Raw genomic sequence first — 23,841 nt, 5'->3', positions numbered from 1 at the left:
GACTCGCCCCTCTGGTGTCTCGACGCGACAACACTCCCGGCGCTGGCTAGTGAGCCGTCATGAACGTGTTTGGTCAAAAATCCTCAACCCCTAACAATGTGCAATCCGTTAGGCAGCTTGCCCGCATGACAGATGTGCTGCGCCCACAGGCGTCTTACACGCCAACGCCCTATGTTTCGGATGATTACACGCCACCGATTGAGCCCAAGACCACCGAGGAGTCGCCTTGGGGAACGGCACGCGCCGTAGCCTTAGTTTTTCTGATCGTCTCATCACTTTTGACGCTGTTCTCGCTCCGCACGGGCTTACCCGCGCGTGAAACTGGGCTGCTATGCGCGCTGAGCGCCGTCGCCGCCTCAGTCGTTCTCTACGGCATCCCCCTCTGGCAGACCTATGTGCGGGGCACATTGGCGCTCTCCATTGCTGGTTTCGCGAGCCTTTCAACTCTAATCCTCCTCCCTGCTTTGAACCTCTGGCCCGTTGGCGGTGGACCTCTCCTGTTCTCACTAATCTTTGCGATTGTCGGCACGCTGACCCGGTCACGCGCCTGCCTCAGCCTTGCGCTGGTCGCTTTGTTTGCTTTGATGATTGATTCTGATGGCCTGACGCGGATGCGGCTCGATGCTCAAGTCGCCACGCTTGGCCTGTTTTCAATCGGACTGTGTGGTAGCGTAATGGCTGGCTCGCGTATCATCGCGGGTGTCTCGCTGGTCGCCGTCATGGGTGCGACCCTGACCTTAATGGCGACATTTGGCATTCCGACGCCCGGTGCCTTGGCCGTCCTATCCGTATTCGCGATCGCGACTGCCATCACGCTACGCGCCTACTTGCTACGCGGTTATGAAGCCGCTGAACTGCCGATGATCGTATCGTTTATTGTGTTTGCGCTGTCGGCGATTGCCTTCCAGCTCAACCTTATGGGCGATTTCAGTCCTACCGCAGAACGGTTCGCGACGGCTCTACCTAATCTTGGTGTTATGATCCTGATCGCTATTCAGGGCATGGTTCTGTTTGTCTCTCTGGTCGGCTGGCTGGCTCGTCGCTCAACGCTAGCAGACGTCATGTTGGTCCAAGCCATGTTCGGACTGGTCTGCACAGTGATTGCTGATCCAATGCGTCTCAGCCGCCTCGGTATTGGTGATCCGTCGCTCGTGCTGACAGCTCTGATAGGCCTGATCGTTGGAAGTTTAGCCGTTATGACACTCAAACGTGCCTGGCGCGAAGATCGTCCAATCGTCACGTCGCTCTCCGCCCTTGTGGTTATGATCCAGCTCGTCTTTGGTATGCGATTGCTGTTGGGTAACTTTGATGTCGCCTTAGCCGCACTGGTCTGTGCGGGTATCGCGGTTTGCCTCGCGGCCCTAATGCTGCTCAATCCACGCAATAATGTGCCGGACCGTGCGCTTTCATAGCTATTCAGCTGATCCAACCGCTCTTATAGGGTTCTCATGAACGCATATGGCGACAGAACGGACCCAGCCGCACGTCTTTGGTATGTGCGGGTTGGTGGCACCATTTACGGCCCCTTCGACGACCAGGTGCTGTGGACATATGTCCAAGAAGGTCGCGTCACCGCGCAGTCAGAACTCTCGCTACGACCCGACACAGCCTATCAAGCAGCTCAGAATTGGCTCGAAATCGCGCACTGGTTCCAACAGCCTGCAGGCGTCGCGCAAGTTCCACAGGCTCAACCCGAACCTGAATTTACCTATCTGTCCATGATCATGGCGGAAATTCGCTCGGGTCGATCTATGGCGTTTCTACAGACATTGCAGTCACTGGGTGATGCGCAACGGATCGGGGATGCTGTCTGGTTGCTGCGCTCTAACGCGACGCCGGACCAGCTGAAGTCTGTTCTAGGCCCAACGATTGCCGCAACAGACCGGCTCTTTATTGCTGATGCAACAGGGTCGGATCATGCCGCGATCAATCTTGGCCCCGCGATCGAAGCTCAGCTGACGGATATGTTCAACAAGGCTGGCGGCTAAACCTAAGCCATCTTGGCTAGTCGATGCGGCGAAGCCCATCTTTGAAACGTTTCGCGTTGCTGACATAGACCTGAGCATTAAGTTTCAGCATCTGCGCCTCTGCCTCACCCAATGTCTTTATGACCCGCCCAGGCGCGCCCACAACGAGGCTGTTGGGTGGAATAACCTTATTCTCTGTCACCAGCGCATGAGCGCCAACAATGCTGCCTGGGCCGATCTGTGCGCCATTCAGGACAGTCGCGCCGATCCCGATCAAACAGCCGTCACCAATTGTGCAGCCATGCAGCATGACTTGATGCCCAATGATCACGTCTTCACCGATAGTAAGCGGTTGGCCCGGATCGGAGTGAAGCACAGCATTGTCCTGCACATTGGAGCGTGCGCCAATTGTGATCGGTTCATTATCGCCCCGCATGACAGCGCCAAACCAAACGGAGCTTTCTTCCGCCATGATGATGTTGCCGATGACCGAGGCGGTTTCGGCGACCCAGACGCTGTCGTGCAGGTCTGGACTATGCTCATCGAGGGCGAAAACAGCCATTAGCCGTCTAGATCCTGCTGTAAGATCGATATGTTGAGATCATAGGAAATGTCGTCTTTGTCTTCATCATCAATGTAAAGAAGACCAAGGATCTCCTCATCAAGATAGACCTCAACACTATCCTGAACTTTACGCGGTGCGAGGCGAATGGCCTCTGTCTTGAAGCGCTTGCAAAGATAGTCGCGGACCGACTTCATCTGTTCGGGTGTCATATATTATAATCCTTGATCCATAGCGGCCGCTGGATCGCCACACGATCCGCCCACCGGTTTAGCGGGCACGCCCGCCACTGTGCAATTTTCTGGCACCGGCTTAAGCACGACAGAGCCTGCCGCGATCTTAGCGCCGTCGCCAATCTTGATATTTCCGAGTACCGAAGCGTTCGCGCCGATCAAGACGCGGTCACCGATTTTTGGATGACGATCTTCTTCCGACTTGCCCGTCCCGCCAAGCGTGACGCCCTGCAGAATTGAGCAATCATCGCCCAACCGTGCGGTTTCACCCATAACGAAGCCGGTTGCGTGATCGAGCATGATACCGCAGCCGACCTTCGCCGCAGGATTAATATCCACACCGAACAGCTCGCTGCTGCGCGACTGGAGGTGATAGGCCACCAGGTCCCGCCCGGACTTATAGAGTGCGTGAGCGCAGCGATGCGTCTGGATCGCAAGGAAGCCTTTAAAGTAGAGAAAACATTGCAGATGCGAGTGACAGGCCGGGTCGCGCTGTTGCACAGCCTGTAGGTCGCGTGCGATGCACGGAACCAGGCACGGGTCGCTCTCAATCGCTTCGGCTAAAACGGTGCGAAGCTTGAGCGCCGAGAAATCATTGCTCGCCAACTTCTCTGCCAGATGATTGACCAGAGCGGAGCCAAGGTCATCCTGATCCAAAATAGTGGCGTGAAGAAGTGATGAGAGCGCGACTTCTTTGACCGCGTAGGACGCAGCCTCGCGCTTCATGGCCGACCAGACGCACGCATCATCGGCGTCGTCACATACGAGATTAACTTGAGACATAGGCTCGCCTAGCGTCTGAACCGGGTGTTGAAAATGAAAAATTCGGACAGTGTGTCGTGCATTAAGATAGGGATCTAACCGCGCCCGCGATAGGGTGGGACGCCTTGATCGGGAATCCAAAGCCCCTCGGGGGGCGTCCCGAACTGATAGAAGACATCAATCGGGATGCCGCCACGTGGATACCAATAACCGCCAATGCGGAGCCAACGCGGCGCAATTTCTTTGACCAAACGCTGACCGATGCCCGTTGTGCAAGCTTCATGAAAATCTCCATGATTTCGGTAGCTTCCGAGGAAAAGCTTAAACGCTTTACTCTCCACAATCCAATCTTGCGGGCAATAATCGACGACGAGGTGAGCAAAATCCGGCTGACCCGTGACCGGGCAGATCGACGTGAACTCAGGCGCGACCAGACGCACCATATAGGGCTCGGCGCAAGGGTTCGCGACACGTTCTAATTCCGCGTCTTCTGGGGATGCAGGTAACGCGTTGCTCCCGCCTAATTGATCGAGTTTGTCATAACGGCTCATGAGCGGCGCTCTATCGCGACACGGCGCGCCCGTCCACCATTCGACCTCAGCCGAAACATGCTTAGCCTAAAACGCGACTTTTACCGAAACCGAGGGGACTTCTCTCGCGTTAATAAGGTGAACCCACTCATATGAACCGCAAATCACCCTCAAAAAGCTTCACAACATTACGAAGACTTACGCTGGATCACATTATCGCGTCTTTCGCAGATAGACGCAGACCTTTAAACAGACGCAAGATTCCCTACATAACTCCGTCAGGAGGAAAACCACCGAATGTCCGATACTAAAACCGTCCCCGCTAAGCGCGGCACGACTGAAACTAAAAAGTCTGGAAATAGCGCCAGTTTCTCTGTTGCGCTGTCACCGGAACAGGGTCTGAACCGCTATCTTCAGGAAATTCGCAAATTTCCGATGTTGGAGAAGAACGAAGAATTCATGCTCGCCAAGCGCTGGGCCGAAAATGAAGATACTGAGGCCGCAGAACGAATGGTGACGTCTCACCTGCGTCTCGTCGCCAAAATCGCGATGGGCTATCGTGGTTATGGCTTGCCGATCGGCGAGGTTATTTCCGAAGGCAATGTTGGCCTCATGCAAGCTGTAAAGAAGTTTGACCCCGACCGGGGCTTCCGTCTCTCGACCTATGCCATGTGGTGGATTCGCGCCGCCATTCAGGAATATGTGCTGCGCTCATGGAGCCTCGTGAAAATGGGGACGACGGCCGCACAGAAGAAATTATTCTTTAATCTCAGACGGATGAAGGGTGAAATGAAAGCCATTGAAGATGGCGATTTACGGCCCGAACATCTCAAGAAGATTGCGACCACCCTCGGTGTGAAAGAGACGGAAGTCATCTCCATGAACCGCCGCATGCTAGGCGGAGGCGATGCATCGCTGAACGTCCAAATCGGCGCTGAAGACGGATCAACACAATGGCAAGACTGGCTCGAAGACGACACGGAAAGCCAAGAAAGCACATTGGCCGATACTCAGGAACATGACGCGCGGATGGACTTGCTCCAAGACGCGATGGCTGACCTAAACGACCGTGAGAGAGATATTTTTATGAAACGCCGCCTGTCGGAAACGAACATTACGCTTGAAGAATTGGCGAAAATTTACGGCGTCTCTCGGGAACGCATCCGTCAGATCGAAGCGCGTGCATTTGAGAAGATCCAAAAAGCCATGGTCGATGCGGCCAGCCAATCGGGACTTATTGAAGCAGGCTGATTCCTATCGGAACAAAACCCTTTCGGGTCTCGTTGCACATTTGACCGCAACGAACCCGAAAAGGAAATTTCATGGATATCTACGAACGTCTTGAGAAAGACCATGACAAGCAACGCGCTCTGATCGAATCTGTTAAAGACTCGAAGCCTGGCTCTGGGGATCGCTCAAAGCTCTGGACTGAGCTCAAAGTTGAACTCGAAGCCCACGCCTCCGCTGAGGAACAGGCTTTTTATTCCAAACTGATGGCTGAACCTGAGGGCACAGACGATACGCGTCACGCCGTTGAGGAGCATCAGGCGATGCATGAAATGATCCAAAAGCTAGATGCGATGGATCAGTCGGCAGACGTCTGGGACGAGCTATTTGGCAAGTTAGCTCACAAAGTCGTGCATCACGTTGATGAGGAAGAGGAAGAGTTCTTCCCAGAGGCTAAGGAAACACTGTCTGACAAACAGGAAGCTGAAGCGTTGAAAGCGTTTAATAAGCGCAAAGACGCAGAAGTTGAGAAGCAAGAAGAACTAACGGACTAAAGCGCCGCAATCGCTTGAAAAGGCACGATCTAACGATCGTGCCTTTTTTGTTTCTAGGTAACGACCGTCGTTTTATTGAGCTCGCGCGGCTTTAGAGTTACAATTTCTTCCGCAATTGTTGGGTGAACCGCACAGGTCGCGTCGAAATCAGCCTTGGTCAACTTCGCCTTAATGGCAATGCCGACCATCTGGATCATCTCCGCACTATCGTCGCCAACAAGATGAACCCCGATGACGGTCTCTTGTTTTCCCTTAGTGATAACCTTCATGAAACAGCGATGCTCGCTGCCAGACAGGACATTTTTCATGGGGCGGAACTGCGTCGTGTAGACAGTGACATCGTCACCGTAACGCCGCCGCGCCTCACCTTCGGACACACCACATGTCCCAACAGGAGGCCGCGTAAAGACGGCTGACGCAATGTCGTCATGATCAAATGCGGTTGGATTGTCCTTGAAGACCGTTTCAATGAAGGCCGCGCCTTCTCGAATTGCAACGGGAGTCAGATTGACGCGATTGGTTACATCGCCAACTGCGTAGATATTGGGTTGGCTCGTCCGAGAAAATTCGTCGACCGTAATGGCGCCGCTCGACTCCACGTCAACGCCTGCCGCATCCAGCCCTAGTGTGTCTGTCTTCGGTCGACGGCCGGTCGCCATCAGCACGCAATCTGTGCCGATTTTCGACCCATCATTGAACGATACGATATAGCCCCCATCCGTTTTACGGATCTCTGTCGGGCTAATATTGAACCGCGTATCGATGCCGTTGCGAATTTGAACCTGCCCGACCTCGTCGCGCACTTCTGCGTCAAACCCGTTCAACAAACGCCCGCCGCGATAAGCTTGGATGACATCTGTGCCTAAGCCGGCGAAAACGCCTGCAAACTCACACGCGATATAACCACCGCCAATGACGAGCATACGTTTAGGCTGCTCAGGCAGAAGGAATACATCATCCGAGACGATGGCATGTTCAATGCCTTTAATATCAGGCGTCCATGGCGATCCGCCAACGGCAATGAGAATCGTTTCCGCAGTCTTGGTTTCACCGCTCGTGCAAAGCCGAACCGTATGCGCATCGACCAGTTCAGCCCGTTCCCGGTGCAGCTCTGCGCCATTTTTCTCTAGAATGGTCGAGTAGATACCGGAGAGTCTATTCACCTCTTTCTGAACGCTATCGCGCAGCACGGTCCAATCGAATGAGACATTCTCGGTCGACCAGCCATAGCCTTTGGCTTTTTCAATCGCTTCGCCAAAGTCAGCCCCATAAACGAGGAATTTCTTTGGCACGCAGCCGCGCACGACACAGGTGCCGCCTGGCAGGCTTTCCTCTGCGACCCCAACACATTTGCCAAGTTGCGCAGCCAGTCGTCCGGCGCGAACACCGCCAGACCCCGCTCCGATAACGAAGAGGTCATAGTCGTACTTACGTTTGCTCATTTTATGTGTCTCGTTTGATTTCGAGGACTTTTGCATGGTCAACTTCGCCAATGATAATCACATCCGCGAGATCAATGAACAGTCCAGACTCCATGACGCCGGGAATGTCAGCAAGCGCCCGCGCGGTCGCGATCGGATCGGGGATTTCGCGGCATCGGCAGTCCAGAATATAATGCCCGCCATCGGTAATAAGCGGACCTGATCCGTCCTTACTCTGGCGCAGCGTCGTCTGTCCGTCCTTGCAGCCACTCTGGAGCAGCGCGTCATAGACATGTTGCGCTGTCAGACCGAGACAGAAGGGGTCGACTTCAACGGGCAGGGCAAATTCGCCCAGCGTTTCAACCATTTTCCGGTCATCGACGATAACAAGCATCCGTTTGGACGCATGGGCGATAATCTTCTCTCGCAACAGACAGGCGCCGCCGCCCTTGATCAAATGAAACGCCTGATCGACTTCATCTGCGCCATCAATGGTCAAATCGATGCGTTCAACTCGGTCAAGGTCGAGCAAGGGAATGCCCGCTTCCCGCGCGCAATCCGCTGTGCGTTGCGACGTTGGAACGCCAGACACTTTGAGGCCGCCCGCAACTTTGTCGCCTAGCTTTTCGAGAAAAATCTCAGCAGTGCTGCCCGAGCCCAAGCCCAAAACCATACCGTCTTCAACAAATTCTAGCGCCGCTAGCGCTGCATTTTCCTTAGCAACAGTCATCGACTGGCCTTTCGCTTCGCCATCGCGTCGCGAAAGCGCGCCGCCCAACCGGGCTTATTGACCTGATCAGACCGAGCAATCGCCAGCGCATCGTCCGGTACATCCTTGGTCACGACCGCGCCCGTCGCCGTAAAGGCTCCGTTTCCGACGCTGACCGGAGCGACCAGTGATGTGTGTGTGCCGATAAAGGCGCCGTCACCGATAGTGGTCTTATGTTTGAAGAAGCCGTCATAATTACAGGTCACGGTCCCCGCCCCGATATTAGACCCATCGCCAATCTCTGCATCACCGAGATAGGTGAGATGCGACGCTTTGGACCCGCGGCCGAGTTTGGTCTTTTTCACTTCGACGAAATTACCGATGAAGCTATCAGGTCCAAGCTCTGTACCAGGTCGCAACCGCGCAAATGGGCCGACTGACGCGCCCTCACCTATGGTCGCGCCTTCAATATGACAGAAGGCCTGTATTGCCGCGCCAGATTTCACCGTCACACCCGGCCCGAACACAACATGTTCGCCAATGACCGCATCGCGTTCGATCACTGTGTCATAGCTAAAGTAAACCGTGTCGGGGTCGCGTAACGTCACGCCGTCATCCAACGCCATAGCCCGCATATTGGCTTGAAAGGCTTTATGCGCCGATGCCAAATTCGCGCGAGAATTAACACCCAACATTTCGCCTTCGGCGCCACGCACGGCCACGGCATTGCCGCCGTCGCGCCGCATGATCTCAATAACGTCCGTCAGATAATATTCGCCTTTGGCATTGTCATTGCCGACTTGGTCGAGCGCGGAGAACAGACGGGCACTTGAAGCTGCGAGCACGCCACTATTGCATAGCGTCACGGCGAGCTCGTCAGACGTCGCGTCTTTCGCCTCCACAATGCGGTGCAAAGCCCCGTCCGTTTCGATCAAACGACCGTAAGACCCCGGTTCGGATGTCTCAAACCCCAGAACCGCAACGTCAGTGTTAAACAAGGCGTCGAAGACGGAATGTAGCGTCGTTTCCGTAATCAAAGGTGTATCAGCAAACAGGACCGCGACGTCACCGTCATAATCGCCAACGATCTCTCGGGCGCAGTTCACGGCGTGACCTGTACCTAATTGAGGTTCTTGAACCACAATCTCCATACCCAGCGTCTCCGCAACGTCGCGCACATCGTCATTGGCTTCGCCGACAACACAAATAATTCGTTCGCATCCGGCGGCGGCGGCGCTGGCCTGAACCCATTCGATCAATCGACGCCCCGCGAGATCGTGCAGTACTTTAGACTTTGTTGATTTCATCCGCGTACTTTTTCCCGCTGCTAAAATAATCGCGGCGCGGGGGCGTGAGGTCGTGTCAGGCGTTGTCATAAGGGCGCACTTAACCGATAGGACCGCAGATGACACGGGTGGAAATGCGCAAAAAAGGAAGGCCGTTACACGGGTTGTCGATCTGTTTCGATCTCGACGGCACGCTGATTGACACTGCGCCCGATCTGGTGCGCGTCACGAATGACGTGATTGCGACGGAAGGCCTGCCAGAAACGAATTATGCGTTGGCGCGTCAAGCCATCGGGCTTGGGTCTCGGCGGCTGATTTCAGACGCGCTGGACCGCGCGGGACACACCGTTGAGTCTCAACGCCTCGACATTATGCAAGCCGAGTTTCTAGAACGCTATGCGGACGACATCGCCCAGCTATCCACGCCCTTCCCCGGTGTAATCGATACGCTGCATACGCTCCGCACGCTGGGCGCAAGGCTCAGTGTTTGCACGAATAAGCCGGGTTGGCTCGCGCGGCCACTGCTTGACGTGCTGGAAATGACGGATTGGTTTGACCGGATCGTTGGTGGCGATGAAGCCTCCTACGCCAAGCCCGACCCCCGTCACATTTATCAGACCGTTGGTCATCAAGACGGCGCGCGGATTGTGATGGTCGGCGATGGGCTGCCGGATATGGGGGCCGCGCGAAACGCGCGTGCGCTCGCCGTGCTGGTGAATTTTGGCTACAGCCATGTGCCCCAGATACGATTAAGGGCCGATGTGAGGTTGCGGAATTTCCGCGCGCTCACACCGACCCTTATAGATCGCTATAGATCGGCGCCGATGCGCCGATTATAAGTTTTACCCGAAGTCCGCGTTAGTCCGATTAGGGACGCCGTTGAGCATATTTGAACGAACATCTGTCCGTGCTGACCGCATGGAGGCTAGAAAACCGCCTTGGACCAAATTGATTTTGACGTCGTGGCCGCGCTCAGCCCAATAGGCTTCGATCTGCTGCTTGAGACGTTCTGCGCCTTCGCGCGTGCAATAATCACCTTTCATGGTGTTGTTTCCTTCTTTATTTTTTTACCGGTGCCGAGCACCGAATCCGATGCGTCGTGTGTTGTGACATTTCCCGTAGACACAGTTAAGAAACTCACAGTGAATCCACAATGAATAGCCGTCGTTTTTCTTATGTAATATTCGTAAGACTTATCACGTTTTTTGTGGTTCAGGAGCCGTTCAGACTTCAACTGTCGCGGAAGATGGCGGCGCATGCGCTAATTCGCGCCATTTTACAACCCCATTCAACCCAGCCGATATAAGTTAGCCTATGTCTCTCGCCACACGCTTGAAGACGACCCGCAAAAAACATGGCTTGTCCCAATCCGAGCTCGCCAAGCAGGTCGACGTTTCCCAACCGACGATTGCGAACTGGGAACGGGGCGGACATATTCCCCGGCCCGATGCGCTCGCCCGGATCGCGAGCGCGCTTCGCACCGACCCCGCTTGGTTGGTCTCCGGTGAAATGCCGGCCCAGAGCAATCCTGCGCACCAGCACTTGGCTAAACCCGTGCATCATGTCCCGGTTTATGAATGGCCCGTCGATTCATTAGACCCGACAGCTACGCAACCTGTATCTTATCAAGCCGTCGCGGCGGACTTCTCAGATATGTTTGCATTGCAAGCCCACCCGTCGGCAGGCTTTGAAGATGGCGCGACCCTGATTTTCTCTCAATCCGTCATGACGACACCGGGTCGATTTCTCGTCCGTGAGGGATCAAGCTTCATTTTATCAGATCAGCCGTCACTCAACGATGATGTCTTCGCCCGATTGATCTACTCGGTCGTGCCGCACTAGTGACCAGACATCTGGGACTTCCTTGAGTTCTTCTTCATAGTAAGTCTGAAAACCCGGCATTTTTACTCGGTTCAAGAAACCGGAATAGGCCATATAACTGACTAGGAAGCGCAAATCCTTGACCCATGGCGGCATGAAGCGCGGACTTTGAAGCCGTCCATTTGCCGCCAACTGCGCGAGCGCTGGCACATCCTCAATATCCATCTTGCCGACGAACAGAACTCGGATCAGATCAGCGCGGCCCATCCGAACCACAGTTCGCATGAAATTATGCACGCGCAGAAGACCATTCAAATAGACCATATCTTTGGTGAAAGGCGCGCCGCCCGTAATCACGCCGCCCCGGAACACACGCCGCGCATTCTCATAGGATTGAGATGGGTCGTCATTCCGCTCAACAAAGAAATCGAAGACCTCTTTAAAATCAGCGCCTTCGACGGCCATCTGAATTGCCAGAACGCGCCCTGACAGGCGCTTAAACCGCCTGGGATCCATAGCACCCGTGATAATCTCGGCAAACACGGCCAAGCCCTCTTGTATTTCTGTCGTCCCCGGATGGCCTCGCCCCAAAATCGGAAAGCTTTTCTGTGCCCGCCCATTGAGCGCCGTAGCTGTATGGATCAGCGCCTCATGCTGAAGTAGTTGATCCACGTCGCGTGCGGTAAATTCAGCACCCTGTCGGATCCGGATACGTTTGGATGTCGCCGCCGCCTTCGCTGACACGGTCGGACTGATCACGACCTCGGGCGCATCGGTTTCGAAATGACGCGCCAAACGGCTTCGAAGCTCGCGCGCAAACTGAATGTCCGTCAGATATTTCTCTGTTCCCTCCACCACTAAACGCTGGAAATCGAGACCATCCAACGCAGCATCCATATGTTTGGCGAGATCCAACACCATTGTCTGACGGTCCAGCATCAGGCGGGTCGGGCGCCCATATAGCGCAGTCGAATGCGCAAAGAATTCTGGCGTTCCGCGTGTTTCAATCAATCCGACCGTGCTGACCATCGTGTCGCAAAGCCGGCCTAGCCATTCTGAAATCACATCGTCGCCGTCAATCAACGCCTTGGCACCCGCAATATGGTCGCGGGCCTTATCCGTTGGAACAGGCTGATAAACGGGATTGGGCAGCTTTCCGCGCTTGAGGAAAGCGGGTTTCATCGCCGGGTTCCATGCGACTGACGATAAAACCCGCATCGAGCGCGCAGCTTTATCAAGATGCGCGCCGGCTTTGACCGCACGTTTGAATTGGGATTCGGTGAGCTTACTCATGATGTTACGTCGCAAGGCCGACCGGACATGTCAAAGTTTGGCACGCGGCGCTTTACGACCCGCCCATCCCCCGCTACCCGCGTGCCATGTCGAAAGCCCTAGAAACCGAACCGACGAAACGGCGCGTCTTCGCGATCATCTCTCACCCCGACGCGGGTAAGACGACGCTGACCGAAAATATGCTGCTGGCGTCTGGTGCGATCCACCAAGCGGGAAAGGTCGCCGCGCGCGGTGAAGCCCGGCGGACCCAATCCGACTGGATGAAAATCGAACAGGAACGCGGCATCTCCGTCTCGTCATCCGTCATGACCTTTGAACATCAGGGGCTGACTTTCAATTTGCTCGACACGCCGGGACATGAAGACTTCTCGGAAGACACATACCGCACCCTCACCGCAGCTGATTGTGCCGTCATGGTGCTCGACGTGGCCAAGGGGATCGAGCCACAAACCCTGAAACTCTTCGAAGTCTGCCGCCTGCGCGACATTCCAATCATCACCTTCATCAACAAACTCGACCGCGAAGGCGTCGATCCATTTGATCTCATCACCGAGATTGAAGAGAAATTGGCGCTCGATGTTGTGCCGATGCAATGGCCCGCCGCCTCTGGCCGCCGTTTTCGCGGCGTGGTTGACCTGCGCACCAACCAGTTCCTCACTTTCGCCAAGCCAGATTCCGGTGATGAGCACACTTGGACACCGATGGACGGCAATGCGATTGGCGCTGCGTTTGACGACGATGCTCTATGGGAAGAATTTAGCGAAGAAGCCGAGCTGGCGCGCGAATATCCGGACTTTAACGAACAATCATTCCGCGAAGGTCATATGACTCCGGTCTATTTCGGCAGCGCGTTGCGTAAGTTTGGCGTACTCGAACTGATCAACGCCTTGGCCGAATTCGCCCCCATGCCGCAATCCGAACGAGCGAAAAAGGCGGGTCAAGACGTCGAAATCGCGCCAACCGACAAAGAAGTCTCCGGATTCGTTTTCAAAGTTCAGGCCAACATGGACTTGAACCATCGCGACCGAATCGCCTTTTACCGGATGGTCTCTGGCGAATTCAAACGCGGCATGAAGTTAAAGACCGCGGACGGCAAAGGTCTGTCCGTGCACAATCCAGTTATGTTCTTCGCGCAAGACCGCGAACTCGCTGAGACCGCTTATGCGGGCGACGTGATCGGCATTCCGAACCATGGTGTATTGCGCGTCGGCGAAAGCCTGTCTGAGTCGGGCAAAATCCGGTTTGCGGGCATTCCTAACTTCGCGCCTGAAATCCTGCGGCGTGCGCGATTGGAAGACCCACTCAAGGCAAAACATCTTCGTAAAGCCTTGGAATCCTTAGCAGAAGAAGGCGTTACCCAATTGTTCAAACCCGCGATGGGCGCGGATATGATCGTCGGTGCTGTCGGGTCCTTGCAGATCGATGTGATGCGGGAACGGATCAAAACGGAATATGGCCTTGGCGTTCAGTTCGAAGTTCCGCCTTATCAAACAGCCCGCTGGCTCGCCTGCGATGACGACGCCACGCTCAAAACCTTTGTCGATAAGAACATGGTCAATATGGCGGAAGATATTGACGGCGATCCAGTCTTTTTGGCGAAATCGAGCTGGGATATCGGTTACGCGCAAGAGAAGAACCCAACCATCCGCTTCCTCACGACCAAGGAACGTCGATAGGGTTTGAGCGCTCAGGGCCGAAAGCTGGCAGGAGATTTGCAACGCTGACTTCGTAACGTTTCGAGGTTTTCTATGTCATTCACGCCACTTCTTCCGTCGCTCATTATGTTGGCGATTACCGTGGTTATCGTGACGTTGTGCTACCTGCCCACACGCCTCAAAACACCGTCCCCCCTTGTCAATTTTTACTGGGTCGGCACTTGGTTCTTTATCGGATTGATCGCCGCCGTGGCAGGCGGTGAGCAAGTCGCAATTCTTGCTGGGTATGAATCGCCTGAGCTTGCCATGCGCCTCAAAACGTCGGCGACACTTTGCTTCGTTATCTTTGTTATGTTTGGCTGGTTCCGCCTGTCAGGGGCAGCCTTAGTGGCAGGAGTCCGACGAATCCTCGCTTAGCGCGGTCTCGCCCCTGCTAGCGGCACCTGCCCTACGGGCATTGTTGGCCGCGCCGTCGCCGTTGGAATAGGCGCATTTGGATCTTGCGGCATCGGCGAATTGGATGCGGGCACGCGAACATCATCATAAAGACTGCCATAGAGATTCTGCTGCGGCTGATTTTGCCAGCTCACAGGATTATTGACAGAAGCACGCGGCATGGGCTGCGCGGAGGGCTGGGTTTGCGGCTGTAGCCCCGGCCGAGTGGCGTGAGTTTGATATTGGGCCTCATATTGAGTCTGAGACTGCACTTGCGATTGAGGCGGTGCGATCGTCTGTCCAATAGGCGGGCGACCCTGAATTTGCGGTCGAGCATATTGCGGCTGATTTATAGAGAGCGCAGCTTGGCGAGGCGCTGCCTGTGGCGCGACGGGGCGCTGAAACCGGGCTTGCGGTGCGTTGCGAGCTGGGCCGCGCGAAAGAGCTGGCTGAGTGGTCGGTCGTTGTTGTGCGCGCGACGGCGTATAGGCATCCAGCGCCGGCTGAAATCTAGGTTGGACCTGCCCCCTCTGTGTTTGACTTGGAGTAGGCGCACGCACGACACGACGCCCCGTTTGTGATATAGTCACGGTGGGCGATGTTTGTTGTGGCGGCACTGATGTTCCGACACGCACCGTATTGGTGTTTCCTGCAACGATGCGATTCGACACGTATCCAACAGAAGCATTAACGCCACTAATCGAGATCGCGCTAGAAATCGGCTGGCTAACCTGAGATTGAAATTCACAGACACCCGATGCTTGCGGCGCGGCCTTCACATAATTCCAACCGCGACAGCGCGCATCGCCTGCACATTGGCTTTCACAAACATCTGCCGTCGGCACAATCACCGAGTGATAGGGCGTTCCGGGACGGTAAGTTCCGAGGTCGGCGGCAAAAGCTGGGGCCGCAGCAACGGATGTCAGTAGGGTTAGAAAAGCAATGCGCATGGCAGTCTCACGAGTCGGTTTCGACTGAGACTGCCGCCTTATGGTTAGCGGGTCGTTAACCTTCCAACTTCGATTACCGCTCGGAGATTGCTGCGTGAGCGATCTTCGAAAAACTCTCCATGTCCAGACTGGCGCCGCCCACGAGCGCGCCTCCGACTTCTGGAGTCCTTAATATCTCCACCGCATTGGCAGGCTTCACGGAGCCGCCATAAAGAATGCGCGGACCTGATCCGACCGCGTTTCGAATCGCGGCATGCATCTGCGCGATATCCCCCGCTGTGGCGGTACGGCCTGTTCCGATGGCCCAGATCGGCTCATAGGCAATGTCATAATCGCCGCTCGCAGGCAGGCTCGCCTCTAACTGGTTCGTTACGACAGACACTGCCTCCCCGGCTTCGCGCTGCGCGAGGCTTTCTCCGACACAGACAATCGGGCGGAGCCCCTGATTAATCGCGCGCTCTGCCTTGGCCTTAACGCGTGTGTCGGTTTCACCCGCCGCACGGCGTTCCGAATGGCCGACAATCACATACGTTGCGCCGAGCGTGACCAGCAGTGCTGCGTCTGTTTCACCCGTATGCGCGCCGGCCTCATATTCAGAACAATCCTGACCACCGATCTTAATCGGCGTCCCTTCAGCGGTGATGGCAAGACTTCCAACAAGAGGATGCGGCGGGCAGATCAGCAGATCGCAGGACGGGTCCGGTACCAGCGCGGTGAGCGCGCTGACCTTATCCGCCCAATCAGGCTGCCCATTCATCTTCCAGTTCGCGGCGATTAGCTGTTTCATAAAGTCGGTTTGACGGCTCTGATGACTGAACGCAACCGCTTGCGAGCCGGGCCGGGTCTGCTACAGCGCAGCGCTATGGCTAGTGACGATATTTATAACCGCCCAAAGGGCTTTGGTTCCAAAATCCGGACAGTGCTTGTCGGCGTGCTCGTTGGCATGCTGGTCTTGGCCTTCGCGGTCTGGGGGATTGAGGACGTGTTCTCGCCCAATAGCACGAATGCTGTGGTCAAAGTCGGGGACGCCGAGATCGGCCAAGCTGAATTTATGGACCGCTTTAATGATGAGATGCGGAGCTTTGCGGAGCAGAATGGTGAAGGCATTACTCCGCAACAAGCCTATGATCGCGGTATTCCGCAACGACTGGTTGGCGAGTTCACGCAACGACTGGCGATTGAAGCCGATGCGGCCAGCCTAGGTATTGGTGTGAATAATCGCGACGTCGCCCGTTACGCCGCCGACATTGACGCTTTCCAGAACGAAATTACGCAAGAATTCGACCGCGTTCAGTTGCAACGCATTCTGGCCGCAAGCCGTATGACTGAGGCTGATTTTGAACAGGACGTCATCAACGCGCTGACCCAGCGCCAGACCCTCCCCGCCATCATGGGCGGTATTAAGGCCCCCAGTGACTTTGCTCAGCGCTATAATACTTTCATCAATGAGTCCCGATTGGCTCGCCTGATTCAGTTTAACGCAAGCGCCTTGGACCCAATCCCTGAGCCGACGGATGCAGAACTGACCGCCTTCATCACGGCCAACCAAGCGCGCTTCACGGCGCCCGAATATCGTCGTTTTCTGATGGTCCGGATTGAACCCTTCGATTTCAACCAAGATATTGAAGTGACCGAAGAGCAACTACAGGAGCGCTTTGACACGCTGCTGGGCGTCGGTGAAATCGGGGCTGTGGAGACACGCGATATCAGTGTGATTGCTGTGCCGACGCAAGAGCAAGCCAATCTCGTTGCGGCCCGGATCAGTGCGGGCGACCCCGCAGCAGCCGTCGCGGCTGAGCTCGGTCTTCAGACACCCGACCTATTCGACAATATGAAAGAAGATGGCTTGATCAATGCGGCTAGCTCGGTCGCGGCTTTTGAAGCGGAAGAAGGCCAAGCCCGCGTTGCACCGACCGAATTTGGCAACTTTGAGGTCGTCGTGGTTCGCAAGATCAACGCGGCAGAAGTCCCTGATTTTGACTCCATGCGACAAGAACTGCGTGAGGCCGTCATCGAAGGTGAAGCCCTGCGGTCGATCAATGACTATGAACGGGTGATCGATGACCGCCTGCTTGAAGGTGCGACCTTGGAAGAAATTGCAGAAACACTCGAAGTTCCGCTTTCCTCCTATCCCTATATTGATCGCCGCGGCATGACCCAAGACGGAGTCGAAATGACTGGGTTTTCAGTTATCCCCGGGATCGCAGCCGATGATCGATTACTTCAAGCCGTGTTCACGGGCGATATCGGCTTTGAATCCGACATCGTGCCATCTAGCAATAACGGGCTGGCCGTGTTCCGCGTGACGGACATTATCGACAGCACACCCAAACCGATTGATGAAATTCGCGACGATGCCGTCGCGCTATGGAAATCCCAGAAGCGTTCTGAAGCGCTGACACAAAAAGGCGTCGCACTCGATAAACGTTTGCGCGACGGTGAAACACTCGAAGCGATCGCAGAAGAACTGGACGTCAATGTCCGCGAGTTGGCCCTGCGCCGTTCCTCACCGCCCAATGATGTGTCACGCGGGGTTATCGTCGGCATGCTCGACGGAGAGCCGGGTGATGTGGGTCGCGGTCCTGGCGTCGTTCCAGGGACTTATGAAGTCGCTGTTCTCGATACGATCTCCAACCGCAATGAGCGTGTGAGTGGTCAGATTCTGAACATCATCCGCGAACAAGTCTCCGAGCAGCTCTCAGTAGATATTAGCCAAGCCTATCAAGAAGCCATCATCGCGGATAATCCGCAAATGGTGTTTGACGATCAGCTACGTGCAGCGCTGAACTTGGAAGATGCCGGGTAGATCACCCGCCGCCGATCTTTTCCCATGACACCGACCCTCACCCCGTCGCGCGAGGCGTTTCAGCCGTCTGATAAGCCGCAGCTCGTCTATGCGCGGGTCATCAATGATATCGATACGCCCGTTTCTGCCTTCATCAAGGCGGCGTTGGGCAGGCCTTACGCCTTTCTGTTCGAATCTGTTCAGGGTGGTGAGCAACGCGGACGCTTCTCTTTCTTCGGCTTTGATCCAGACCTGATCTGGCGCAGCTATGGCGATATGGCGGCCTTATCACGCGACGGAAACGCCTATTCCGCTATGTCCGGCAAACCGCTCGACGCACTGCGCCGTTTGATCGCGGAATGCGCCTTTGATTTGCCAGACGGGCTCCCTCCGATGACGGCGGGTCTGTTCGGCTATCTCGGCTATGACATGATCCGCCACGTCGAAGTGCTCGCCACACCGAACCCGGACCCAATTGGCACCCCGGACGCGATCATGGTCCGACCCCGCACAGTCTGCATCTTTGACCAAGTCTTGCAGGAAATCATCGTTGCCGCGCTGGTGCCGCCCGGAGGCGGTTACGACGCAGCTGTGGCCCGCATTGAAACGACCATCACTGATCTAGAAGGCCCGACACCGGCAGCCCCCAGCTCGACCGCTCAAATCCCTGACATTGACGCCCAGCTCGGCACCGACCTACCAATATTTGCCAAGCGCGTAAAAGCGGCGCGGGACTATATTCTGGCGGGAGACGTGTTTCAGGTCGTGATCGGCCAGCGTCTATCTGCCCCAATGGTCGCGAGCCCGTTCGCGCTATACCGCGCCTTGCGCCGGATGAACCCATCGCCCTTCCTCTACTTTCTCGACTTTGATGACCATCAGATCGTCGGTAGTAGTCCGGAAATCCTTGTGCGTCTGCGCGACGGTATCGTCACGGTCCGGCCCATCGCCGGAACCCGCCCGCGGGGCAAGACGATTGCAGAAGACATTGAAAACGAACGCAGTTTACTCGCTGATCCGAAAGAGTGCGCGGAGCATTTGATGCTCCTCGACCTCGGTCGCAACGATGTTGGCCGTGTTGCCAAAGCGGGCACGGTCCGCGTTACGGAACGCTCCATCGTCGAGCGCTACAGCCACGTCATGCATATCGTCTCTAATGTTGAAGGTGAGATCCGCGACGATCTAGATTGTATCGACGCGCTGATGGCCGGGTTCCCGGCGGGTACCGTCTCCGGTGCGCCAAAAGTCCGGGCGATGGAAATCATTGATGAATTGGAAGACGAAAAGCGTGGCATCTATGCGGGCGCTGTCGGCTATATCAGCGCCAATGGCGATATGGACACAGCCATCGCACTGCGCACCGGGATTGTGAAAGACAACACGCTACACGTCCGCGCAGGCGCCGGGATCGTGCTCGATTCAACACCGGAATATGAATGGGCTGAGACGAGGCAAAAAGCGACCGCTCTCTTCCGAGCGGCGGAGCAAAGCGTTCGGTTCGATCGTAACTAGCCCGTCTTAGGACGGTCGCTGATAGAAGCCATCACGCGGCGCATCTTTAACCGTCGCACGCAGCAATGCAGGGCCACCGGCCCTCAAAGCCAGACGCATTTTACGCGCCGAACTGGCGCCGACCCGGCCCTGCCAAGCATCAGGCCCGCCGCGACGCAGCACTTGCCCGATTTCGCGGTAGACTTTGAGCGCGGCACTTATCGCCCACGCACAGCGGAACGGGAGTTCGCGAATGCCGGTCCGCGCCGACGCGTAATAGGCTTCTGCCACATCCAGCAGATCAACGGTTGCAAGGTGCGCGGCCGGCCAGTTTTGCGGCTGCATCAACAGATCCGGTGCGATCGGGGCGCCGTGAGCCAAGAGCAAGTCTTGCGGCACGAACACCCGTCCGGCCTTGGCATCGTCAATCACGTCTCGCGAGATATTGGTCAGTTGAAAGGCGAGGCCCAAATCGCTGGCCCGATCTAGGGTCGCCTCGTCCCGCACACCCATAATCATCGCCATCATCACGCCAACAACGCCCGCGACGTGGTAGGAATAGTCGAGAATATCATCGACCGAACGATAGACGCGCTCCGCCGCATCCATCTCAAACCCTTTGAGCAGCTCATAGGCATGGCGATGCGGAATGGCGTTGCGCTCCATGACTTTGGCCAGGCCTTGAAAGATGGGGTCTGTAGCCTGCCCGGCGAGTGCAGCTGTCGTCTTCGTGCGCAGCTCTTCAAGCCGTTCGCCCTGCCCGTCCCGGTAATCCTCAACCTGGCCGTGGCCCATTTCCTGACCGTCGATCACATCATCGCAATAGCGGCACCATGCATAGAGCATAGACGCATCATCGCGAATGCGCGGCGGTAGAACTTTAGAGGCGAGCGCGAAGCTCTTACTGCCCGCCTTGATCGAAGCGCGCCCTTGCTGCGCCAGAGTGTCAGTCACTTAGGCGGTCTCACCACGCAGTCTGGCTCGCGCTCGATCTGCGCCCATCAAGGCTAGGATCCGTCCCATTTCGGGTCCGTGGTTTCGGCCTGTCAGCGCTTTACGCAACGGCATGAACAATCCCTTGCCCTTGCGGTCCGTATTGTCCTTGAGCTTGCGAATTAAATCTGACCAATCCGTGTCATCGCCCAGCAGTTCCGCCGCCGTATCGCAGAAAGCTTTGTCGTCAGCCTCAATGATGCCTGCCATCGGTGCATAGAGCGTCGCATTCCAACCAGCCGCATCATCGACGACTTCGACATTGTCGCGAATCGACAGCCAGAATTGTTCGCCGCCTTCGACACCCAGCGCATCCAGCCGTTCTTTGACCTGATCATAGGTCATTTCGTGCAGGATTTTGGCGTTGAGACCGCGCAATTCAGCATCATCAAACCGAGCCGGAGCGCGGCCGATTTTGCTGAAAGAGAATTCTTCCGCCAACTGTTTGATCGTGAACCGCTCCTCGACCGGATCGGACGTGCCGATCTTAGCAAGCAGGCTGAGGATCGCCATCGGCTCATAGCCCTCGTCACGCAGCTGACGCATGGAGAGGCTATCAAGGCGTTTGGAGAGCTTCCCGCCGTCTTTGTCGACCAGCAGCGGTGTGTGGGCGAAGATCGGCTCCTTACCGCCAAGAGCGCGGAAAATTTCAATCTGAGCGCCAGAATTGGTCACATGATCTTCGCCGCGAATGACATGGGTAATACCGGATTCGATATCATCAAACACGCTCGGCAAGGTGTAGAGATAGGTGCCGTCACCGCGGATCAGGACTGGATCAGACAGGCTGCTGGTTTCAACCGTCTGCTCACCTCGAACCAAATCGGTCCACGTCACTGGATTACCCGACAATTTGAACCGCCAATGCGGCTGCCGTCCTTCGGCCTCATAGGCGGCTCTTTGCTCGTCCGTCAGGTCTAACGCCCGACGGTCATAAATCGGTGGCTTACCTTGAACGCCTTGCAGCTTGCGTTGGCGATCCAGCTCTTCCGCCGTGTCATAGGCCGGATAGAGCAAGCCTATTTCCTTCAGTTTTTCAGCGGCTTCGTCATAAAGACTGAAGCGTTTGGACTGGCTGAACGTCTCCTGCCAATGCATGCCGAGCCAGGTCAAATCATCACGGATCGCATCTTCATTTTCCTGCGTGCCGCGCGCCACATCCGTGTCGTCGATGCGCAGAATGAAAATGCCGCCCGTGCTACGCGCGTGCAGCACATTCATCAGTGCCGTGCGGACATTGCCGACATGGAGTTTGCCTGTTGGGCTGGGGGCGAAGCGAACACGGGTTTGGGATGCAGATGTGGACATGGCGCGGGCTTTAGGAGGGTGGTTCGTGGATGGCAACCGGAAGGGGCGGCTAGTCCCCGAACCGATCGCGGTAGCGATTGGTGATCGGATAGCGGCGGTCGCGGCCAAAATTCTTTGATCCAATTTTGACGCCGGGCGGCGCCTGCCGGCGTTTATATTCCGCGATATAGAGTAAGCGCTGAATCCGCATGACATCTTCTTGCGCATGACCGCGCGCGACAATGGCTTCGACAGGGAGTTCCTGCTCGATCAACCCCATAAGGATATCGTCCAAGACCGGATAGTCGGGCAGCGAGTCGCTATCTTTCTGATCTTCGCGTAATTCCGCTGAGGGCGGTTTCGTGATGATCCGCTCTGGGATCGGCTGCTCGCCGCCTAACATGTCGTCCGGATTATGCTCATTGCGCCAGTTACAAAGCGCGAAGACCTCAGTCTTGTAGATGTCCTTGATCGGATTATAACCGCCCGACATGTCGCCATAGATGGTGGCGTAACCCACCGCCATTTCGCTCTTATTCCCAGTCGTGACCAACATCGGGCCAAATTTATTGGACAGCGCCATCAGAGTCAGGCCGCGAATGCGGGACTGGATATTCTCTTCGGTCGTATCGGGCTCCAACCCATCGAACAAAGGCTCCAGCATATCTGCAAACGCGTCGCGAGCCGGACGAATGGCGATGACGTCATAACGGACGCCGAGCTGTTCCGCGCAGAGCTTCGCATCTTCCAGACTATCCGAGGAGGTATATTCACTCGGCATCATCACACACCAAACCCGGTCCGGGCCGAGCGCGTCTGCCGCAATCGCCGCGCAAATAGCGCTATCCACGCCGCCCGATAGGCCGAGTACGATCTGCTTGAACCCGTTTTTATTGACATAATCGCCCAGTCCGAGACAGCAGGCGCGCCAGTCGGCCTCTAGTCCTGACAGGTGATCCTCGCGCTTTGCCGAAACGCAGGTCCAACGACCCTTGCGCTTTTCCCAATCGGCAACGTCATAATCCTCAACGAAGCTTTTGAGCGACTGCACGATGGTGCCATCCGCTGCCATCGACCAGCTTGACCCGTCAAAGACGAGCTCATCCTGCCCTCCAATCTGATTGACATAGACGAGCGGCAGACCCTCATTGAATACCTTTTCGCCCAGCGCAGCGGTCCGTTCCGCATGTGCCGTGCGACGCCACGGCGACCCATTGGGCGATAGCATGATCTCCGCACCCTGCTCCGCGAGATGATCCGCGACCCCCGGCTGCCAGAGGTCTTCGCAGATCGGCAGACCGATTTTGTAGCCCCGAAATTCGATGGGCGCTGGTAACGGCCCGCGCGAAAATACCCTCGCTTCATCGAATACCCCATAATTCGGTAAGTGATGTTTCAACCGAACATGTTGGATTGCGCCCGCTTCCATCCACAGCGCCGCATTGTAGAGATTACCATGTTCCTGCCACGGTGATGTGGTGAGGAGCGCCGGGCCATCCAGCGTTGCGGCGGCCAGTCGCTCGCAAGCCTTGCGACAATCCTCAATCACAGTCGGACGAAGAACGAGGTCTTCAGGCGGATAGCCAAGGATCATCAGTTCCGGGAAAATCGCAATATCCGCACCGTCCGCTTTGGCGCGTTCATAGCCTTCAGCAATCTTCGCCTCATTCCCCCAAATGTCTCCAACAGTAGGGTTGAGTTGGCAGGATGCGATGCGAAGCGATTGAACCATGTGCGCCGTTTAAGCGGTCCTATCGGATAGGTCCATCTCCGTCACAGGCCATTTGGATTCTCGAAAATGTAACATTGGATTCGCCGGAAAATGGTGATTCTTATATTTTGTTCACCCTACCGTATTATTGCCGACTGGACATGTTTTG

The 23,841-nt window shown here is 56.0% G+C and carries 24 protein-coding genes; 10 read left to right on the top strand and 14 right to left on the bottom strand.

The genetic code is table 11. The annotated features are described in order from the left end of the window. Positions 1–59: 59 nt before the first annotated feature. Positions 60–1,412 (top strand): hypothetical protein, encoded by a 1,353-nt coding sequence (locus QQL54_RS05630; RefSeq protein ID WP_284388483.1) that lies wholly within the window; start codon positions 60–62, stop codon positions 1,410–1,412. Positions 1,413–1,448: 36 nt separating this feature from the next. Further along, positions 1,449–1,988 (top strand): hypothetical protein, encoded by a 540-nt coding sequence (locus tag QQL54_RS05625; RefSeq protein ID WP_284388481.1) that lies wholly within the window; start codon positions 1,449–1,451, stop codon positions 1,986–1,988. 16 nt (positions 1,989–2,004) lie between these two features. Here QQL54_RS05625 and QQL54_RS05620 read toward each other — a convergent pair whose 3' ends face one another. From QQL54_RS05620 to queF, 4 genes are all read right to left on the bottom strand, one after another. Further along, positions 2,005–2,529 carry a gamma carbonic anhydrase family protein gene (locus tag QQL54_RS05620; RefSeq protein ID WP_284388479.1) on the bottom strand — a complete coding sequence of 175 codons (525 nt, stop codon included), beginning with the start codon at positions 2,527–2,529 and terminating at the stop codon, positions 2,005–2,007. After that, positions 2,529–2,741, bottom strand: a complete 213-nt coding sequence (locus QQL54_RS05615; protein ID WP_284388477.1) for a DUF3126 family protein — start codon at positions 2,739–2,741, stop codon at positions 2,529–2,531. The genes QQL54_RS05620 and QQL54_RS05615 overlap by 1 nt, the downstream gene beginning before the upstream one ends. A 3-nt stretch (positions 2,742–2,744) precedes the next feature. Next, a complete protein-coding gene (gene cysE, locus QQL54_RS05610; RefSeq protein WP_284388476.1) occupies positions 2,745–3,545 on the bottom strand; it encodes a serine O-acetyltransferase in 801 nt (266 codons plus the stop codon). 74 nt (positions 3,546–3,619) lie between these two features. Beyond that, entirely contained in the window at positions 3,620–4,075 is a 456-nt protein-coding gene (gene queF, locus QQL54_RS05605; protein WP_284388475.1) for a preQ(1) synthase, read from the bottom strand. A gap of 360 nt (positions 4,076–4,435) precedes the next feature. Between queF and rpoH the strand changes: the two genes are divergently transcribed. Then, positions 4,436–5,305, top strand: coding sequence for an RNA polymerase sigma factor RpoH (gene rpoH, locus QQL54_RS05600; RefSeq protein ID WP_348520708.1), 870 nt, complete (start codon positions 4,436–4,438; stop codon positions 5,303–5,305). Between the two features lie 71 nt (positions 5,306–5,376). Continuing rightward, on the top strand, positions 5,377–5,835 hold the full coding sequence (locus QQL54_RS05595; RefSeq protein ID WP_284388472.1) for a hemerythrin domain-containing protein: 459 nt from the start codon (positions 5,377–5,379) through the stop codon (positions 5,833–5,835). A gap of 53 nt (positions 5,836–5,888) precedes the next feature. Here QQL54_RS05595 and gor read toward each other — a convergent pair whose 3' ends face one another. The 3 genes from gor to glmU are packed head-to-tail and all read right to left on the bottom strand — an operon-like array spanning position 5,889 to position 9,341. Then, positions 5,889–7,277 carry a glutathione-disulfide reductase gene (gene gor / locus QQL54_RS05590; RefSeq protein ID WP_284388471.1) on the bottom strand — a complete coding sequence of 463 codons (1,389 nt, stop codon included), beginning with the start codon at positions 7,275–7,277 and terminating at the stop codon, positions 5,889–5,891. A gap of 1 nt (position 7,278) precedes the next feature. Next, positions 7,279–7,986, bottom strand: coding sequence for a ribose-5-phosphate isomerase RpiA (gene rpiA / locus QQL54_RS05585; protein WP_284388470.1), 708 nt, complete (start codon positions 7,984–7,986; stop codon positions 7,279–7,281). Then, entirely contained in the window at positions 7,983–9,341 is a 1,359-nt protein-coding gene (gene glmU / locus QQL54_RS05580; protein WP_284388468.1) for a bifunctional UDP-N-acetylglucosamine diphosphorylase/glucosamine-1-phosphate N-acetyltransferase GlmU, read from the bottom strand. The genes rpiA and glmU overlap by 4 nt, the downstream gene beginning before the upstream one ends. Before the next feature lie 29 nt (positions 9,342–9,370). Between glmU and QQL54_RS05575 the strand changes: the two genes are divergently transcribed. Further along, positions 9,371–10,090, top strand: coding sequence for an HAD-IA family hydrolase (locus tag QQL54_RS05575; RefSeq protein WP_284388466.1), 720 nt, complete (start codon positions 9,371–9,373; stop codon positions 10,088–10,090). 3 nt (positions 10,091–10,093) lie between these two features. Here the strand turns inward: QQL54_RS05575 and QQL54_RS05570 are convergent, their stop codons facing one another. Next, positions 10,094–10,294, bottom strand: coding sequence for a phosphoglycolate phosphatase (locus tag QQL54_RS05570; RefSeq protein WP_284388464.1), 201 nt, complete (start codon positions 10,292–10,294; stop codon positions 10,094–10,096). Positions 10,295–10,565: 271 nt separating this feature from the next. On the opposite strand from QQL54_RS05570, the gene QQL54_RS05565 reads away from it, so the two are divergent. After that, positions 10,566–11,093 carry a helix-turn-helix domain-containing protein gene (locus QQL54_RS05565; RefSeq protein WP_284388462.1) on the top strand — a complete coding sequence of 176 codons (528 nt, stop codon included), beginning with the start codon at positions 10,566–10,568 and terminating at the stop codon, positions 11,091–11,093. Here QQL54_RS05565 and QQL54_RS05560 read toward each other — a convergent pair. Continuing rightward, a complete protein-coding gene (locus QQL54_RS05560; protein WP_284388461.1) occupies positions 11,040–12,365 on the bottom strand; it encodes a peptidase MATCAP family protein in 1,326 nt (441 codons plus the stop codon). The genes QQL54_RS05565 and QQL54_RS05560 overlap by 54 nt on opposite strands. 86 nt (positions 12,366–12,451) lie before the next feature. Here QQL54_RS05560 and QQL54_RS05555 point away from each other — a divergent pair, with 86 nt between their 5' ends. Both QQL54_RS05555 and QQL54_RS05550 read left to right on the top strand, forming a co-directional pair. Next, entirely contained in the window at positions 12,452–14,041 is a 1,590-nt protein-coding gene (locus tag QQL54_RS05555) for a peptide chain release factor 3 (RefSeq protein ID WP_284388459.1), read from the top strand. Positions 14,042–14,113: 72 nt separating this feature from the next. Then, entirely contained in the window at positions 14,114–14,437 is a 324-nt protein-coding gene (locus QQL54_RS05550) for a hypothetical protein (protein ID WP_284388458.1), read from the top strand. On the opposite strand, the gene QQL54_RS05545 is transcribed toward QQL54_RS05550, so the two are convergent. Beyond that, entirely contained in the window at positions 14,434–15,405 is a 972-nt protein-coding gene (locus tag QQL54_RS05545; protein ID WP_284388455.1) for a PAN domain-containing protein, read from the bottom strand. The genes QQL54_RS05550 and QQL54_RS05545 overlap by 4 nt on opposite strands. Before the next feature lie 73 nt (positions 15,406–15,478). After that, positions 15,479–16,192, bottom strand: coding sequence for a triose-phosphate isomerase (gene tpiA, locus QQL54_RS05540; protein ID WP_284388454.1), 714 nt, complete (start codon positions 16,190–16,192; stop codon positions 15,479–15,481). A gap of 21 nt (positions 16,193–16,213) precedes the next feature. On the opposite strand from tpiA, the gene QQL54_RS05535 reads away from it, so the two are divergent. Further along, positions 16,214–18,211: a peptidylprolyl isomerase gene (locus QQL54_RS05535; protein ID WP_284388452.1), complete on the top strand. Its 1,998-nt coding sequence runs from the start codon at positions 16,214–16,216 to the stop codon at positions 18,209–18,211. A 24-nt stretch (positions 18,212–18,235) separates the two neighbouring features. Then, positions 18,236–19,702, top strand: coding sequence for an anthranilate synthase component I (gene trpE, locus QQL54_RS05530; protein ID WP_284388450.1), 1,467 nt, complete (start codon positions 18,236–18,238; stop codon positions 19,700–19,702). A gap of 6 nt (positions 19,703–19,708) precedes the next feature. Here trpE and QQL54_RS05525 read toward each other — a convergent pair whose 3' ends face one another. Genes QQL54_RS05525 through QQL54_RS05515 form a run of 3 tightly spaced genes read right to left on the bottom strand, consistent with a single transcriptional unit; the run spans position 19,709 to position 23,693 of the window. Beyond that, positions 19,709–20,635: a phytoene/squalene synthase family protein gene (locus QQL54_RS05525; protein WP_284388448.1), complete on the bottom strand. Its 927-nt coding sequence runs from the start codon at positions 20,633–20,635 to the stop codon at positions 19,709–19,711. Further along, positions 20,636–21,982, bottom strand: coding sequence for a glutamate--tRNA ligase (gene gltX / locus QQL54_RS05520; RefSeq protein WP_284388446.1), 1,347 nt, complete (start codon positions 21,980–21,982; stop codon positions 20,636–20,638). Between the two features lie 49 nt (positions 21,983–22,031). Beyond that, positions 22,032–23,693, bottom strand: a complete 1,662-nt coding sequence (locus tag QQL54_RS05515) for an NAD+ synthase (RefSeq protein ID WP_284388444.1) — start codon at positions 23,691–23,693, stop codon at positions 22,032–22,034. Between the last annotated feature and the right edge of the window lie 148 nt (positions 23,694–23,841).

Origin of the sequence: Algimonas ampicilliniresistens (assembly GCF_030159955.1) — a bacterium.
Lineage (GTDB): Bacteria > Pseudomonadota > Alphaproteobacteria > Caulobacterales > Maricaulaceae > Litorimonas > Litorimonas ampicilliniresistens.
Note: the sequence above shows the minus strand (reverse complement) of the source record. Positions and strands in the feature narration are given on the sequence as shown.